The organism is Paenibacillus sp. FSL F4-0100 (assembly GCF_037993005.1).
Classification (GTDB): domain Bacteria; phylum Bacillota; class Bacilli; order Paenibacillales; family Paenibacillaceae; genus Paenibacillus_AQ.
On the sequence record NZ_CP150303.1, the window covers coordinates 4,921,160 to 4,935,037 of the forward strand.

15 protein-coding genes are annotated in these 13,878 nt (G+C 48.0%); 1 reads left to right on the top strand and 14 read right to left on the bottom strand.

Features of this window, described 5'->3' with window-relative positions; all coding sequences use genetic code 11:
• Positions 1–115: 115 nt before the first annotated feature.
• The 5 genes from MHH48_RS22065 to MHH48_RS22085 form a co-directional block, all read right to left on the bottom strand.
• Positions 116–394, bottom strand: coding sequence for a DUF6171 family protein (locus tag MHH48_RS22065; protein ID WP_076322036.1), 279 nt, complete (start codon positions 392–394; stop codon positions 116–118).
• 9 nt (positions 395–403) lie between these two features.
• Positions 404–1,897, bottom strand: coding sequence for an alpha-N-arabinofuranosidase (locus MHH48_RS22070; protein WP_076322037.1), 1,494 nt, complete (start codon positions 1,895–1,897; stop codon positions 404–406).
• A gap of 195 nt (positions 1,898–2,092) precedes the next feature.
• The gene (locus tag MHH48_RS22075) at positions 2,093–2,839 is read right to left on the bottom strand and encodes an amino acid ABC transporter ATP-binding protein (protein ID WP_076322038.1); all 747 of its coding nucleotides are present in this window, start codon (positions 2,837–2,839) and stop codon (positions 2,093–2,095) included.
• 15 nt (positions 2,840–2,854) lie between these two features.
• Positions 2,855–3,514: an amino acid ABC transporter permease gene (locus MHH48_RS22080; protein WP_076322039.1), complete on the bottom strand. Its 660-nt coding sequence runs from the start codon at positions 3,512–3,514 to the stop codon at positions 2,855–2,857.
• Positions 3,515–3,672: 158 nt separating this feature from the next.
• A complete protein-coding gene (locus tag MHH48_RS22085) occupies positions 3,673–4,440 on the bottom strand; it encodes an amino acid ABC transporter substrate-binding protein (protein WP_076322040.1) in 768 nt (255 codons plus the stop codon).
• Between the two features lie 278 nt (positions 4,441–4,718).
• Here MHH48_RS22085 and MHH48_RS22090 point away from each other — a divergent pair, with 278 nt between their 5' ends.
• Positions 4,719–5,444, top strand: a complete 726-nt coding sequence (locus MHH48_RS22090) for a hypothetical protein (protein ID WP_076322041.1) — start codon at positions 4,719–4,721, stop codon at positions 5,442–5,444.
• 118 nt (positions 5,445–5,562) lie between these two features.
• Here MHH48_RS22090 and MHH48_RS22095 read toward each other — a convergent pair whose 3' ends face one another.
• The 9 genes from MHH48_RS22095 to MHH48_RS22135 all read right to left on the bottom strand — a co-directional run bounded on the left by MHH48_RS22095 (position 5,563) and on the right by MHH48_RS22135 (position 13,807).
• Positions 5,563–6,078, bottom strand: a complete 516-nt coding sequence (locus MHH48_RS22095) for a hypothetical protein (RefSeq protein WP_076322042.1) — start codon at positions 6,076–6,078, stop codon at positions 5,563–5,565.
• Positions 6,079–6,411: 333 nt separating this feature from the next.
• A complete protein-coding gene (locus tag MHH48_RS22100) occupies positions 6,412–7,341 on the bottom strand; it encodes a manganese-dependent inorganic pyrophosphatase (protein WP_076322043.1) in 930 nt (309 codons plus the stop codon).
• Positions 7,342–7,467: 126 nt separating this feature from the next.
• Positions 7,468–8,490: an FAD-binding protein gene (locus MHH48_RS22105; protein ID WP_076322044.1), complete on the bottom strand. Its 1,023-nt coding sequence runs from the start codon at positions 8,488–8,490 to the stop codon at positions 7,468–7,470.
• A 202-nt stretch (positions 8,491–8,692) separates the two neighbouring features.
• On the bottom strand, positions 8,693–9,643 hold the full coding sequence (gene rpoD / locus MHH48_RS22110; RefSeq protein ID WP_076322045.1) for an RNA polymerase sigma factor RpoD: 951 nt from the start codon (positions 9,641–9,643) through the stop codon (positions 8,693–8,695).
• A 255-nt stretch (positions 9,644–9,898) separates the two neighbouring features.
• Positions 9,899–11,239 (bottom strand): beta-N-acetylhexosaminidase, encoded by a 1,341-nt coding sequence (gene nagZ, locus MHH48_RS22115; RefSeq protein WP_256720482.1) that lies wholly within the window; start codon positions 11,237–11,239, stop codon positions 9,899–9,901.
• 153 nt (positions 11,240–11,392) lie between these two features.
• Entirely contained in the window at positions 11,393–11,548 is a 156-nt protein-coding gene (locus MHH48_RS22120) for a hypothetical protein (protein WP_165593394.1), read from the bottom strand.
• Between the two features lie 123 nt (positions 11,549–11,671).
• Positions 11,672–12,520 carry a DegV family protein gene (locus MHH48_RS22125; protein ID WP_076322046.1) on the bottom strand — a complete coding sequence of 283 codons (849 nt, stop codon included), beginning with the start codon at positions 12,518–12,520 and terminating at the stop codon, positions 11,672–11,674.
• Between the two features lie 150 nt (positions 12,521–12,670).
• Entirely contained in the window at positions 12,671–13,024 is a 354-nt protein-coding gene (locus tag MHH48_RS22130) for a GIY-YIG nuclease family protein (RefSeq protein WP_076322047.1), read from the bottom strand.
• Positions 13,025–13,051: 27 nt separating this feature from the next.
• Positions 13,052–13,807, bottom strand: a complete 756-nt coding sequence (locus MHH48_RS22135) for a DUF2087 domain-containing protein (protein WP_076322048.1) — start codon at positions 13,805–13,807, stop codon at positions 13,052–13,054.
• Positions 13,808–13,878 lie beyond the last annotated feature (71 nt).

A 13,878-nucleotide genomic window follows, 5' to 3' on the forward strand; every position in this document is an offset into this window, starting at 1 on the left:
TTTCTAATAGTCATAACATAGGTTGAAAGTTTCTGTAAAGATAATGGAAGTTACCCCATACTAAAAAAGCCTGCTCCCACGATCCATCCATGAGAGCAGGCCTGACTATAATTTGCTATGAAGCGCTACTGGCAACGGGCCAACGGTCTTGCCCCGGATAAGGGCATCGCTTGTCTTTCAGCTTTGCAGTGATCTGAACGATGCAGCCGCACAGCGTGCACGTCGTGTCCCCTTGCAGCTTTGGACAAGAGAAGCACGCACGCAGTCGGGCGTCATACTCACTATCCGACACGCACCGGTCAGACGCAAACATGGGAGATGATAGGACGCGTGTAATTTGTTCATCGTTAACCTGGTAATCGTCATGACAACCTTTACACCGATTATCCGCCATCACCTTCGTTTATCCTGCCGTGATCTCGAGAACGGTAACGGACATCGGTGCAAGCTTCGCACGCAGAACGTCGCGTTCCTGTTCAAATCCATGGAATGTTGTTGGCCTCAGGGTCTCCGGCGATTCAAAGGTGTTATGAGCGTCCAGCGAATCGGAGGCAAGCTGCTGGCCTACGATCTTAGACACCGCTCCATTTAATCCCCGAAGCTGAATCGTCACGTCACTTTGCTCCGTGTGGCTCACATTACACAGGCTCACATGGATTTTGCCAGCTTGATCCTTCGAGGCCGTTACGGATACTTGCGGAATCTTCTCGCCGTCCATCTCGTAATCGACGCCGCTGTAATTGGTTGCCAAACGTTCTGCATCCTGATGCACTTTATACATATCAAACACATGATAGGTCGGAGTCAGGATCATCTTCTCGCCTTCGGTCAAAACGACAGACTGAAGGACATTGACAACCTGAGCAATGTTCGCCATGACCACCCGATCATTATGCTCGTGGAAGATATTCAGCGTTAACCCCGCCACCAAGGCATCACGGATCGTATTCTGCTGATACAGGAAGCCCGGGTTGGTGCCAGGCTCTACATCAAACCAGGTCCCCCACTCGTCTACAATGAGGCCGATCCGCTTGTTAGGATCATACTGGTCCATGATCGCCGAGTGTCTGGTAATCAATTCATCCATATGAAGCGCCTTCTTCATCGTGGTGAACCATTCCTGTTCGCTGAAACCGGTAGCAGGTCCTTTACCGGTCCAGAATTCGCCCGGAATCGTGTAATAGTGAAGACTGATGGCATCCATAAACGGATGAGCTTCTCTCATCACGGTTTCCATCCAGCGGTAATCATCGACGTTCGGGCCACAGGCAATCTTGTAGATCTTGTTATCGCCATAGTTGCGAACATAAGTCTGATAGCGTCTGTACAGGTCCGCATAATATTCTGGCCGCATATTGCCTCCGCAGCCCCAGTTCTCATTCCCAACGCCAAAATATTTCACGTTCCAAGGCTTCTCGCGGCCATTCTCCTGACGCCACGCAGCCATCGGCGACACGCCATCGAAGGTCATATATTCAACCCATTCCGACATCTCCTGCACGGTACCGCTGCCGACATTGCCGGATATGTAAGGTTCGCAACCCAAGAGCTCACAAAGACGCAGGAATTCGTGCGTGCCAAAATGGTTGTTCTCTACAACGCCGCCCCAGTGCGTATTGACCATTTGCTTCCGATTCTCGCGCGGACCGACGCCGTCCTTCCAGTGGTACTCGTCAGCAAAACAACCGCCGGGCCAGCGAAGCACCGGTATGTTAAGCTGTTTCAGCGCCTCCAGCACATCATTGCGGATCCCCTCCGTATTCGGAATCGGTGAATCCTCACCCACCCATATGCCCTCATAAATGCAGCGGCCCAGATGCTCGGAGAAATGACCATAAATATTGCGGTTGATTTTACCTTTGGATACATCCGAATGAATGGTAATAACATGACTCATGACTTTTTCCGCTCCTCGCTCTTGTTTTGTAGATGTTTATATGAAATGATTTAACATTCTTTAAAACAATGATATCGGCCAGACTGGATTCCGTCAACCCGTAATTTAAACGCTTTCACAAAATAGCCCTATTTTTCGCCAAAAAAAGACCGGCCCAAATCCGATCTTGCGATCGGGCTCTGAGCCAGTCACTGTTCAACGCGTCGCCCGAATTAAAAATTCCCGGGTCCGCTCTGCCTTCGGTTGGTTAAATATTTGATCCGGCGTGCCGGATTCGACGACCTGTCCGTTATCCATGAAGATAATTCGGTCTGCCACTTCTTTGGCAAAACTCATCTCATGCGTCACGATCACCATCGTCATATGCTCCTCGGCCAGCTGCTTGATGACCGCCAGCACCTCGCCTGTCAGCTCGGGATCCAGCGCCGATGTCGGTTCATCAAACAGCATGATGTCCGGATTCATCATCAGCGCTCTCGCAATGGCCACGCGCTGCTTCTGCCCGCCCGACAAATTTCCAGGATATACATCCGCTTTATCAGATAAACCGACCTTCTGCAGAAGCGCTGCGCTGTTTAACCTAACTTCTTCCTTCGATTGTTTCTTCACATGTTTAGGTGCCAGCCCCAGATTCTCCTGTACCGTGAGATGAGGAAACAGGTTGAAATGCTGGAATACCATACCCATCCGGGCTGTGATCGCTTTGATCTGCGACGGGCTGACATACACGCCATCCTTTACGAGATATTGATCCTGCAGCTTGATCGATCCGCCATTGATCTCCTCCAGATGCACCAGGCTCCGGAGCATGGTGCTTTTACCCGAGCCGGAAGGTCCGATGACGGCAATCACTTCATTCTTCTGTATCTCAAAGCTGACGTCCTTCAGCACGTCCAGCTGGCCGAAGGATTTTTTTACATGGGTTACTTCGATAATTGCCATTACACGACAGTCCTTCTATTCATATTTAAATCGGCGTTCCAGAAACTTAAATAACATGGTTAACACTAGCGTCATCAGTAGATAAATAACACCCGCGATGAAAAACGGCATAATCGTGACATCGCGATTGACCGCCGTATAGGCGAAGTGCAGCAGCTCCGGAACCGCCACGGCATACAGCAGCGCCGTATCTTTCACCAGCGTAATGGATTCGTTGGATACCGCCGGCAGGGCTACGCGAAACATTTGGGGCAGAATCACTTTCGTGGTCGTTTGCCAGCGGTTTAGGCCCAGCACCTTGGACGCTTCATATTGACCCTTATCAATCGCCAAAAGGCCTCCCCGGAAGATTTCCGCAAAATAAGCAGCATAGTTTAGCACAAAAGCCAAGCTTGCGGCTACAAAACGGTCTAAAACGAGATACTCGCCGATCACGGGCAGCACCGGCAGCCCGAAGCAAAAGAACAGCAGCTGCAGCAGCAGCGGCGTACCCCGAAAAACATAAATATAGGCATTGGCCAACCAAGCCAGCGGCTTGATTGCGCTTCGAACCATTAACGTGAACACAAAACCGAGCGGGATGGAGACCAGGATGGCAATTAAAAACAACAGGATCGTTGTCTGTGCGCCCTCCAGCATCGGTTTGCCGATTTGAACGATGTAATCCATACTCATATACTCTTAACTCCTAATGGAAAAACTTCTTGAGATGCTTGAAGTTCTTCAAAGATATCGTAGACCCATAGCAGGGAACACAAAACCGGAGCCTTTGGTCAAAGTCCGGTTTCTTGGAATACCTATGGAAGGATGAATAACCATCCTTTTGGAACATCCTACTTCAACACTTTGTTTTCGCCAAACCATTTCTCGGAAATCTTGGCTGCCGTACCATCGGCATTCATATCGTCCAGTGCTTTTTGCAGACTTTGAAGCAGCTCCTCGTTGCCTTTCTTAACTCCAATGCCGTACTGCTCCGGTGCCAGGGATTCCTCGAGAATCTTGTACGTTCCCTCTTCCTTGGACATGAAGTATTTCATCACGACTTCGTCTATGATCACAGCCTCTACGCGTCCATTCTTCAGATCGCTCAGAGCCAGCATATTGTCAGGAAATTCGTTGATCTTCTTCACCTGCGTGTGAATCTCGTTGGCACTTAACGCATCAGCAGCTGAGGATAGCGACTGCAAACCGACCTGTTTGCCTGCCAAATCGCTGATCGAAGTTATATCCGAATCAGCCAGCACGGCGACGACCTGGCTATTCTCCAGATAAGGCTTAGTGAACAACACCTTCTCCTTGCGCTCATCAGTAATGGTATAGCCGTTCCATATCAAATCAATACGGCCGCTGCTAAGCTCGGACTCCTTCGATTTCCAGTCAATGGGTTGAAACTTGATTTCCTTGCCCATCTTCTCGGCGGCTGCACGAGCATAATCGATATCAAAGCCGACAATTTCATTGCTCTCGTCACGAAAACCCATGGGCGCGAACTTGTCATCAATCCCGACAACCAGCTCATTGCCATCGCTTGCTGAGCTTGAACAGCCGACTACGGTTAATAAAAGCATGAAGCCTGCTAATACGGATGCTATCTTTTTCACCAAAAAATCCCCCTCGTAGACATAAACGCAGCCATATTCAGGATGTATAGGAATCCGTTTCATATGCAAACTGCTTTTTCACTTTAATACGTTATCAAGACTCCATGATACCATATTAGCATAGAAGAGTCGATAGTTTCATAGAATGGCCAATTTTCCATTTGACAAGAAATTTATGTATTTTCATCCTATTTTAAGGTTACTTTAAGGATGATTTCAGTTTAGCGGGAAAGAATGATGGACTGTAAGACCAACATCAAGAAAGGCGGTAAACAACAATGACAACCCACTTGAAGTCAGTGAAGCGGCTGGTGCTTGTCGCCATCGCTGTAGTCATGGGCCTCGCTTATCTTCCCGTCTCGGTCTCAGCGGAACCGATTGGACAGCAAACAGAATCACCGGCTGTTCCTTCGACCAAAGACGAACGCGGGCAACATAAACCCGGTCATATGTTCAAGGCAATCTCCCAATTTCTGAAGCTGGAACCGCAAGTTCTTCAGGATAAACTCAAAACCTCGACACTCGCGGAAATAGCCAAGGAACAAGGTATATCTAGAGATGCCATGAAATCCAAGATCGTTGAGCTGTTGAAGGATAAAATCGCTTCGCATCCGAAGCAGCTGGGTAAATCCATCGATTACTCCGCTGCCGCAGACAAGTTGCTTGACGCCAAAGGCGGATGGCATAAGCAGCGGATGCATCATCGTCATGGCCGATTAATCTCGGATAGCGCCGAGCTGGCCAAGCTTCTGAAGACGACGCCGGAAGCACTCAAGCAGTCGCTCCAATCCGGAAAATCCTTGGCTCAGATCGCGAAGGAGCAAGGCGTGCCCGTCCAGTCCGTCATTGATCAACAAGTCCAAGCACTTACCAAGCGCTTGGATCAGAAGTTGACCGAAGGCAAACTGACGAAGGAAGAATACGAGGAGCGCAAATCCAAAATTGCTCCGTTCGTCAGCGATGTCGTAAATGGTAAACTCAAGCCGATGAAACACAGTCGGTAAAGTGCCCGCTTGCACTTGACCCTGTTGTCATTGGACAGCACAAGAGCCGCTCCAGCGGTTAGGAATAACCAATGGAGCGGCTCTTTATTTTCATCCGTTTATTCTATTTATCATCCATTTAAGGCACGTATTGTTGGATCATCTTCACAACGACGCCATCTTCGACGGTGATATGAAATGGAAACCATTTCATATCTACGATATCATCCTTTTTGTAGATGTCCGTGAATTTGTCCAGACTTACCAACTGGTTCCAGGAAATCTGAGCATCCTCATACCGTCCGGTATGATCGTACAACTGAAGCAGCACTTCTGCATCTTCTGCCACAGGAAGTTCAATCTGTTCTTCCGTATCATTTACGATATAATAGCCGTCCAGAGCTTCCGTCATCTCAGGGTCCTGTTCCCGTTCGCGGAATACCTGATTCGCTTCCTCTCCCTCATACCATTCAATCGGATCTACTTGTAGATAGACCTTGCCGTCTCTAATCTCAAGCCCGTTGATGTAGACAGCTTCCTGATTCGAAGCTTTCGGAACCGGCTCATAATTGTTGCCTGAGGCTACGCCAACGGTTGTCATCATGATCAGTACAAGCAGCATCATTGCTCCCAATTTCCAAGCCGACTTCTTCATCTTCTCATCGCTCCCTCTTCATCCTTCTATTAAATAGATTCAGCTCGTGAACCCGACTTAGCGTACATTAAACATCATTAACCCAATTCCTGGATATTTGAAACGTATATGTATTTTATCATCCATATCTTTATTATACGAACCCATTTGGTAAAATGGATGTCAATTCGATGTAAATTCATTACAATATTTCAATCTTCGTAAGCGCTTAAAGACGGCGATATTGAATTATATTGTAATTATGGATGAATAGGGGGAAATCAACAATAAAAAACAAGCCCTCCCCACTGATTCCTCAGTCGATGGTCAGGCTTGTTGATACTCATCCAGATATTATTGATTGAATGCTTCGGTCAGAACAGGAACGATCTGCGATTTGCGGGAAACCACGCCTTTAAGCAGAGCCTTGTTCTCTGACAGAGACACATTGTATGCCTTCTCAACGGCTTTGGACTCTTTACCGAGTGCAAGAGCGATTGAATCGTTGTTCAGAATATCTGTCACGACGAAGACGAACAGATCAAGGTTTTTGTCAGCGACAATCCCTTGAATCGCATCTTCGAGTTCGGCTTGACGGGACAATACATCATTGGTATCGACCGCGTTAACCTGTGCTATTTCCACTTTGGCTCCGCCCATTTGGAATTCCTTGGCGTCCAGGGAGATCAATTGCGCTATAGTTTTGTCGCTCAGATCGGCGCCTGCCTTGAGCATCTCCAAACCATAGACGTCTGCATCCACGCCAGCGATCTCAGCCAGCTCGCGAGCTGCTGCGATATCTTCGTCCGTGCAGGTTGGGGATTTGAACAACAGGGAGTCCGAGATGATGGCGGACAGCATCAGGCCAGCAATTTCTTTACGAACGGCTACACCTTTTTCCTTGTAAATCTTGTTCAGAATGGTAGCTGTGCAGCCGACAGGCTCAGCACGGTAATATAATGGATGGCTTGTCTCAAAATTCGCGATGCGGTGATGATCGATAACCTCAATTACGCGAACCTGATCAATGTCGCTTACACTTTGCTGACGCTCGTTATGATCCACGAGAATAACGTCTTGGGCTTCATTCGCAACCGTCTCAACGAACCGCGGCGCTTCTACCTTAAAGTAATCGAGCGCATATTGCGTTTCACCGTTAACGTCACCAAGACGTACGGGCTCGGCGGAAAGACCAAGCTGGTTCTTCAAATCAGCATAAGCAATAGCAGAGCAGATCGTGTCCGTATCCGGATTTTTGTGTCCAAAAATTAATGTTTTTGCCATATATAATGCCCCTCTCGCAACATAAATTTCATCGTTTATATCGATAAACAGATGATCACCTATCTGATTATATCGTTAAATTCTACTTATTCCAATTCCTTTACAGAGATTATTTTTAGGTCGTATTTATACCAATACAATTTCCGGTTCCGGAACGAATCCAAAATGGTTGTTAATCGACTCCGAGATCAGATTCATCAAGTACAGAATGTCGGTTGCCTTGGCATGCTTCTGGTTCAGAATCATGTTACCGTGATGCGGAGAAATGATCGCGCCGCCATATTCGGTTCCTTTCATATTCAGCTGATCCACGAGCGAGCCGACGGCTACCCCATAATCATAATTATTTTTGAATACGGAACCGCAGGACGGGTAATCGAAATGGCGTTTACTCGTCCGGTACTTGATGATGTCAAGCATTGACTGCGGCGTCTCGATTCCTCTTCCTGCCAATGCGTGCACCTCGCCCAGGAAGAATGAGAAGAAGGACGGCAAGGATGATGGATGGCTGCCGCGGGTCTTCCATTCTGTAAGCAGTTCGGACGTCATGCTGATCTGCTCCTCCGAGCTGACCGGAATATTGAGATCGGCGCCTACTATGATCCAAGGGTGCTGCTGGAAGATGGATTGCTTGTATGCAAATAAACAGTCCGCCACGGGAATGGACTGTACCTTTAAGCTCGAATCCGTTGTATCGATATAATAAACCGTGTCCAGAATATCGCAGATTTGGCGCGCATTATATTTGGCATTCATATAGATGCCAGCTCCTACGCAGCCTGGCAGCAAAAAAGTAAAGTCGAGCATATCCGTCCCCCCCATTAAACCCATCAAGGACAGTAGCGACATGGGCGCGCCGGATGAAACGTACCATTTATCTCCCGACACCCGAAGATCCACCAGGTTTTTGAGCGATATAAACACCAGATCATGGTTCGGTTCATCCGGGAACAGGATATTGGAGCCCATCCCAAAGATGTACCATGGCATCCCGCGTTTCCTGCAGTCCTGCAGCAGATCCGCCAGGTCATTTGCCGTTTCAGGCATGGCCAGATAATTGGCTGAACCGCCGATCCCGTACGTAGAAAAAGCAGACAGCTCCACATTGCGCTTGCACAATCGGTCGATAGCAGATGTATGTAAAGTCATCGTAGACATGTCACTCCCTATTCTTCACATTAGGCACAACATTCCTTACTAAATGTGGGGATGTTACATCATTATGATCCAACTACTTGGGTGGTGTCAAACTGGAGTGGAATCCTGGCTAAATAGCAAAAAATCCCTGGATTACAGCCATTAGACCGTAACCAAGGGATTCATTCATGATCTCTTTATTCGTGCCCAGGGTTTATTCAAGGAAATCCTTGAGACGTTTGCTGCGGCTCGGATGACGCAATTTACGAAGCGCCTTCGCCTCAATCTGCCTGATGCGTTCACGGGTAACGCCGAACACCTGCCCTACTTCCTCCAGAGTGCGGGTCCGACCATCCTCAAGTCCAAAGCGCAGCCGGAGCACATTCTCTTCACGCTCGGTGAGCGTATCCAGCACTTCCTCCAGCTGTTCCTTCAGCAGCTCAAACGCCGCGGCATCTGCCGGAGCCAATGCGTCCTGATCCTCAATGAAATCACCCAGGTTGGAGTCGCTCTCCTCGCCGACCGGCGTTTCCAGGGACACAGGTTCTTGGGATACCTTCTGGATCTCACGTACTTTTTCCGGCGTGATATCCATCTCTTTACCGATTTCTTCTGGTGTCGGTTCGCGCCCCAGCTCCTGAAGGAGCTGCCTGGAGACACGGACAAGCTTATTAATCGTCTCTACCATATGCACCGGAATCCGGATCGTTCTTGCTTGGTCAGCGATCGAGCGGGTTATCGCCTGGCGTATCCACCAGGTGGCATACGTACTAAACTTAAAGCCCTTGGAGTAATCGAACTTCTCCACCGCTTTGATCAGGCCCATATTGCCTTCTTGTATCAGATCAAGGAACTGCATTCCCCGACCAGCATAGCGTCTTGCTATACTTACAACGAGACGAAGATTCGCTTCGGCCAAACGGCGTTTCGCTTCTTCGTCTCCCTCCTCTATTCGTTTGGACAGTTCCACTTCTTCATCGGCTGTAAGGAGGGGAACCCGACCGATTTCTTTCAGGTACATGCGAACCGGATCGCTAATCTTGATGCCTGGTGGAAGTGAGAGATCGTCATGAACCGAAAAATCCTCTGTCGGAGAATTAGCCGCTTTCTCTGTATCCGTAACCTCTCGTTCCAATGCAAAATCCGCACTTTGACGGTTCTCCATTCTACGCCCCCCTGTTGACAATCCCATATTTTCATGCTAATCTAGCATTAGGTTATTATGACATTAAGCCAATAGTTATTTATCCTTCATTCTAGCATATTTTTTACACTATATCAACTTCTAATATATTCTAGTTCATTTCACCCGATCTCACCCTGAGATCGGGTTTTTTATGCTCCAAATCTGCCTTAAGGAACTAGTCATTGCCTCTTCGAACAAGTACAAGTTCATCGTCTTACACTACATATGCTACGTTTATTTAAGCTGATCTAGTACAGCTTTCGTTTGCTGATTCAACGATTTCACATCGGGAGCCTTCGCGGGCTCATCGCTCAGCTGATATTTGTGCTTTAGTTCAAGCGTTGCCCTCACCCGGTCGTTCAGCATCTCCTCCGGGATTACGCCGCTATCAACAGCCTTGGTCAATGCTTGAATGACCGCTTCTTCTAATGCATATTCATGTCCGATCAGAATCATGTTGCTCCCTGCGACGACGGACTTCACGGAAGCCTCCCCTACGTCCGTGCTGCCGGAAATAGCCCCCATTGTCATATCATCCGTTATAACGACTCCCTTAAACCCCATTTCTTCCCTTAACAAATCGTTAATGACGGGTTTCGAATAGGAAGATGGCGTATCCGGATCAATGCCCTTCATCAGCAGATGCGCAACCATGACCACATCGGCCCCTTCATCAATCGCTTGTTGAAAAGGTACCAGCTCCACTTCATGCAGACGCTTTAGATCATGGTCAACAACAGGCAGACCGAGATGGGAATCGACCGAAGTATCGCCATGCCCAGGAAAATGCTTCACTACAGGAACGACACCATTCTTCTGTATCCCCTTCATGGAGGCGATCCCCTGCGCACTTACGGTTTCTGCTGTGGTGCCAAAGGCTCGATCGCCGATAACCGGATTGTTCGGGTTGCTATGAATATCCAGCACCGGGGCAAAAACCATATTGAGTCCGACTCCCGACACCTTTTGCGCGATAAGACCACCAACACGATTGGTCAGTGCAAGATCCCCGTTGCTTCCGATTTTGCCGCTTGACGGCAGCTTCACATATTCATCGGGAAAACGGGTAACCCGTCCACCCTCCTCATCAATACTCAGCCATAGCGGCACAGGATTCACGGCATTTGCCTTCTTCAGCTCATTCAATAGGTCTACTGACTGCTGTACGCTCTCGATATTATCCTTAAAAAGGATAAATCCGCCTACATGGTAATCCTCCAGCAATCTGCGCGAGGTATCATCCAAGGTAGTCCCTTCAATTCCAACCAGCACCAGCTGGCCGATCTTCTCCTTGACGGTCATGCTATTCAGAAGCTCAGCTACCGCATCTTCAGGCTCGTTCTCAGGCAAATTCCCGTCCTCGCCTTCGTTGTCCGTGCTGCCTGATGAAGGCGGTGTCCCGTCTTCATTATCTGGAGAAGGAGTCTGCGGCTCCTGCACTTGCTCCGAAGGCGAAGCTCCTGGCCCGTTGTCCCCAGGGTTGCTGGGTTCGGCTTCGCCCCGACAACCTGCCACAGCCAATAGCAAGATGACAACCAGCATCGTTAAGCACATCCATTTTGTCCTACGCTTCAACTTGTCACCTTCCTTCAAATTCACACTATTATATTCGTCCTCTGTTCCACAGAGTCCTTCCATCATAACATGATTTCCTTACAGCCCAAACCAAGCCTAAGCTGCCCGCCTAAGAAAGAAGAAAGAGCCGCATCGACAACGGCCCTTTTTCGCCTATTTAAGCAGTCCAAGCTTACGGGCTTGCTCCTCGGTTAATATAAACTGCTCCGTGTCCCATACTTCATCCTCATCCGTTCTTCCGAACATCAGCATGATATCATCCCATATATTCTTTTGCATCGCCTCAGCTTGCGTGATAATCACTTTCATGTGAACGTCATTCCTTTCCTTGGAATCATCTCCTACTACATATACAACCATCACAGGTCGTATAGAATCGAAAAACATGCAAAAGCCTGCAGATAGTATCTGCAGGCAGGATCTGTACTATAACTAGGAATAAGCAGGATGATATTTAATCCACGACATCGCAATGGTGCCCTCGCCGGCATGGATGCCCGCAACGGGAATAAAGGTCATGATTTCGGTTTTCAACGCCGGATGGGCCCCGCTAATTTCCTTCTGGATTTCTTCGGCCTCTTCTACGTTGTTTGCGTGCATGATGCAGACCTTTTTAATTTTCTGTAAATCCAGTTTCATAAGTTCCAGCATTCTCTGCTTGGCCTTCTTGAACGTTCGGATCTTCTCTTCCACAATGACTTTGCCTTCATCAAATCTCAGCAGCAGATGAATGCGGAGCAGATTGCTGAGAAGAAGCTGGGTGCCGGATACCCGACCGCTGCTGTGAAGCCGGTGCAGGCTTGCCGGAATAAGGTAGAACGACATGTTTTGCACCATGGACTGGATTTTATCTTTTATCATCTGCACGGTATCCCCTTGGCTATGCCAGTGAATCCCGGACATGATCATTTCGCGTACCGGAAACGCTCCCGCTTGAGAATCGATGCCAACCACGGGTACCTCGGCAATCTCTGCTGCCTGCATAGATGAATTCAATGTTCCGCTGAGCTCGGATGAACAGTGAATGGCGATAATATCATCATACTTCACTTTCAGGGATTCATATAATTCGATGAATTCACCGATTGGAGGCTGTGAACTGCTGACTTTCGGTTCATCTTTCATTCTTTCATAAAAGGTCTCTGCCGAGATGTCAATTCCTTCCCTGTACGCCTCCTGTCCAAGTATCAACCTCAAAGGTACAATATAAATATGATTTTCCTTGGCGAATTCAGGTTCGATTGTACTCGTGCTGTCGGTTACCCAAGCTATGGATCTCATTATCGTGTTCACGTCTCGCTTTCGTGTAGTAAGAAGTAGGAAAGGAAGCGATTTAAGCCTCTAAATTCATCATATCTTACCCTTACAGCGCATTGCAAACGAAAGGAATGTGATTTCATATCCTACACATAGGTTCGCCACACAAAAGCCTTATTTTCGCTCTGCGTTATACCCCTTTTCTCCAAAAGGTTCCAGCTGTTCAATCCAATATGCCTCTCGTTTGCTGACCGCGTCCTTCAGATCATAGAACGGATCTTGCTTCGGCTCAATCGTCTCCAGAATCTCGAAGACAAAAGCATCCTCACCATACTCATTCCATTCCCGCTGAAGCGTCTTATTGTAGCTCGTTCCCATCTGCAGCTCGAATCGTTTGCCGTTCATGGTCTTCAAGTTATTCGTTCCGGCAACAAATACCTTGCCGTTCTTTGTGTTTCGAATTTGATACACGCCTGCTTCAATCTTGATTTCCTTATACATTTGATTTAGTTCCTGTCTGCGATTCATGGCGTTAAAACCTCCTAATCTTAGCGTTTATGTCGTTAACCAGTACTGGCTTCCATCATCCTTGCGATTCAAAAAACCATATTCGATCAAATATCGGCGAATGGTCGCATAATCGGGATTGTCTCTTCCGATCGTATCGTTGATTTCCTGTTCGGAATACAAGACATCCGGTTTAAAACGGGCTGCGATTTCTCGTAAAACGACGTACTTCTGCTTCTCTTTGAGCTTAAATGTCTTTAGAGGGCCATCGGTCCCTTCGGGAAACACCTTGGCCAGGATCGATTGCCTCTCTTCTTCCGTGACATTGTAGCGCTCATCCACCATTTTGGCCTGCTTGGGAATTTCCACGAATGCCGGTGCATGGTTATCCTTTTCCTTCAGCAGCTCCATTAAAGTTAGCAGCACCTTGGACTGTCTTTCCTTCTCCTTCAAGGCAAAACGGTGATTGCGTATCGTCGATGCACTGCCTATGCCGAGCTCCTGTTGTACCTCTTTATCGTTCTTGCCTTGGTAGAAGAGCTGCAGCAATCGATTCTGATGCTCGGTCAGTCCAGTCAGCTTCTTATCGAGGCCAGACAGATACTGAAACACGGAGCCATGCTCCCGGCGGATATGAACGGTCATGTATCGTTCTGACTCATATAACACATCTTGGTCCGGGTAGATGATCCCTTTCTCAATCGTCTTCCCGCACAGGAGGCATACCCATACGGGCCCTTCGTCAATATAGCCTTGTTTAAGTTCATCTATAGAAGCATTCCAGAAACGCTCGTTCGGATCCAATGTTAACACCACTTTTCAATTAGTTATTTATATAGACATTTTATATTTTTGTCTATAACATGTCAATCGCA